Consider the following 2,130-nt stretch of genomic DNA (forward strand, 5'->3'; position numbering starts at 1 on the left):
CGAATTTTTTCATGCGTGTACCCCTTCCTGCGGACATAAGGATGAGAGCAACCTAACAAACTCCCGTCCCGCCCGCTTCTGTCGCCTTGCCGTTCGGGTATGGAGGTCCAAAGGACGTGCCCGATACGGCGTTAAAGCCGTAATCCAAGTGCGCGGAACGCCCGCCGCCTAACGGCGCGGGCGCTTCCCGCAAGCCGGAGCCGCGCGCAGCCTCGCCGCCTAATGGAGACATGCTAGCGGCGGGCGGCAAAAAAGTCAAAATGTTCGGCGCTGCCCGGAAGGGCAACGACATATAGGGTAGCGGCAAAACCGGCGCGCCTCCCGCGGGCTTGCGTATACCCGCGTATGCGTGACGGATGCGTGCGGAGGAGGACGCCGAGGCATGACCGTTTATATTTATTCTCCGGTCACTACTGTTGTGTATTCTGTCCAAAGACCTAAAGGACCGCGCCTTATATAATACTCCACAGTAGCGACTTTTGTAATATCGCTTTCCTTCGCAACGTCAGCAATAGCTGGATACGCGCTTGTTCCAAATACGTGTAACCAAACAAAGGTTGTCAGTTTACCGGTTTTTATTGAATTCGCGTTCACGACGCTTACAATCGTCAGCGGTTTATATCCGTCCATAAACCCTGACCTTGCTTGGACTGACACGCACCCAGCCGTTGCCAGCGCGAATGTCAGCGCGCCCGCAATGACGGCGGCTGGAGCCGCCGCGGTCCGCACGTTTCTTTTCTTCATAGTTCTCTCCCTTGTGTTCCGGTTCTTGAGATAGGGAAACCGACGGCGGCGCGTCGGTACACGACCTCGTCTGCCTTCCCGCCTGCTCCCCGCGAATACCGGAAAACATATTCGCCGCTGTATAATGTGTTCCGCGCCCTGTCAATAAGTAATTTTGCGGAAACGCGGCGTCAAACGACCCGCTCATACAGCTTTATGAGCCGCCCGCAAGGTCCCGCGAGTTACTCGCAAGGTCCTGCGAGCCACGCATAAAATTTTATGAGCGGCGCAAAAAACCTTGCGAGCGGCGCATAAAACCTTGTGAGCGACGCATAAAATTTTGTGAGCGGCGCATAAAATTTTGTGAGCGACGCATAAAATTGTATGAGTCGCTCATAAAACCTTGCGAGCGGCGCAAAAACGCCGCCGCGGGTCGCGTCCGGCTTTGCCTTTACGCCGTGTATCTTTATGTAATACAAGCGTTTTGCCGCCATATCCTGCCTGTACGCCGTCATAGGGAAAGCGGCAAAACCGCTTCCCCTATGAGACAAGAAAGGGAACGGGCAAAGCCCGTTCCCTTTCTCTCCCTTTCGGCGCTTGCCTCTCTGCCTTTGCCCATAGGTGAAAACATAAAGGCAAAGCCTATATGCAGAGTTTTTTCAGAAAACTCGGACCTTGCCTACGGGGAACGTCGCTTTCCCTATGAGACAAGAAAAGGAACAGGCAAAGCCCGTTCCTTTTCTCTCCATTTCGGTAACGCCCAACGGTAGCCGCGGCGACAGCCTCGCTGCTCTTCGCCCGCACGCCCTGTGCGCCGCGGGTGCGGCGTTCCCAGCGGGGCTGTCGCCTCACAGTGCGGGCACGTACCCTTGCAGTCGGCTTGCGCGTACCTTCACACAGTGCTTTGCAAAAGCTTTCCACAAGCGCTGTGCCGTCAAGGGGAAGCGGTTTGACGGAGCGATACTTTGAAATTATCGGGTGCTTGCACGGGTCAAAAGTTCGGGATTGTCGGCGGCGTATGACAATACGTCCGCCATTATGTTGGCGTATCCCTCGCCAAGAGCCTTGTATTTTGAAAGGTATACGGGGTCAAGGCGGATAATAACGGATTGCCGTTTTCTGTGCCTGTTTCGTTCCGCCGCCATGAACGCGAACTCTTTGAGAGCCTCCGGTGAAAGCTCCGGACAATCGTCAAAGTTTATCGGGTGTTTATCCGTTTCGCTCAATTCATTTCTTATGCGCAGCAACTCTTCCGCGCTAGGTAGTGTGGACTGGATAGGGGAAAAGAGGTAAAATAGAAGCATGAAAAGAAATGAAGGCATTCACCGGCACGATATAAGCGACGAGGCGTGGGAACGGATAAAAGAACTGTTGCCCGGACAGGCAGGGAAACGCGGGGGAGTGGCG

General features: G+C 54.7%; 4 protein-coding genes. All 4 read right to left on the bottom strand.

Going from position 1 to position 2,130, the window contains the following annotated elements:
* Positions 1 to 52: 52 nt before the first annotated feature.
* The 4 genes from AWU74_RS05140 to AWU74_RS05160 all read right to left on the bottom strand — a co-directional run bounded on the left by AWU74_RS05140 (position 53) and on the right by AWU74_RS05160 (position 1,970).
* Complete coding sequence (locus AWU74_RS05140) at positions 53 to 232, bottom strand: hypothetical protein (protein WP_187150857.1); 180 nt, start codon at positions 230 to 232, stop codon at positions 53 to 55.
* A 164-nt stretch (positions 233 to 396) separates the two neighbouring features.
* A complete protein-coding gene (locus tag AWU74_RS05145) occupies positions 397 to 744 on the bottom strand; it encodes a TRL domain-containing protein (protein ID WP_062328298.1) in 348 nt (115 codons plus the stop codon).
* Positions 745 to 965: 221 nt separating this feature from the next.
* Entirely contained in the window at positions 966 to 1,217 is a 252-nt protein-coding gene (locus tag AWU74_RS05150; protein WP_062328301.1) for a hypothetical protein, read from the bottom strand.
* A 477-nt stretch (positions 1,218 to 1,694) separates the two neighbouring features.
* On the bottom strand, positions 1,695 to 1,970 hold the full coding sequence (locus AWU74_RS05160) for a BrnA antitoxin family protein (protein ID WP_062328307.1): 276 nt from the start codon (positions 1,968 to 1,970) through the stop codon (positions 1,695 to 1,697).
* Between the last annotated feature and the right edge of the window lie 160 nt (positions 1,971 to 2,130).

The organism is Treponema endosymbiont of Eucomonympha sp., from assembly GCF_001028545.1.

Coding starts and splice junctions, on each gene's coding strand:
- AWU74_RS05140 (WP_187150857.1), bottom strand. CDS start 232: ATGTCTCCATTAGGCGGCGAGGCTGCGCGCGGCTCCGGCTTGCGGGAA.
- AWU74_RS05145 (WP_062328298.1), bottom strand. CDS start 744: ATGAAGAAAAGAAACGTGCGGACCGCGGCGGCTCCAGCCGCCGTCATT.
- AWU74_RS05150 (WP_062328301.1), bottom strand. CDS start 1,217: ATGGCGGCAAAACGCTTGTATTACATAAAGATACACGGCGTAAAGGCA.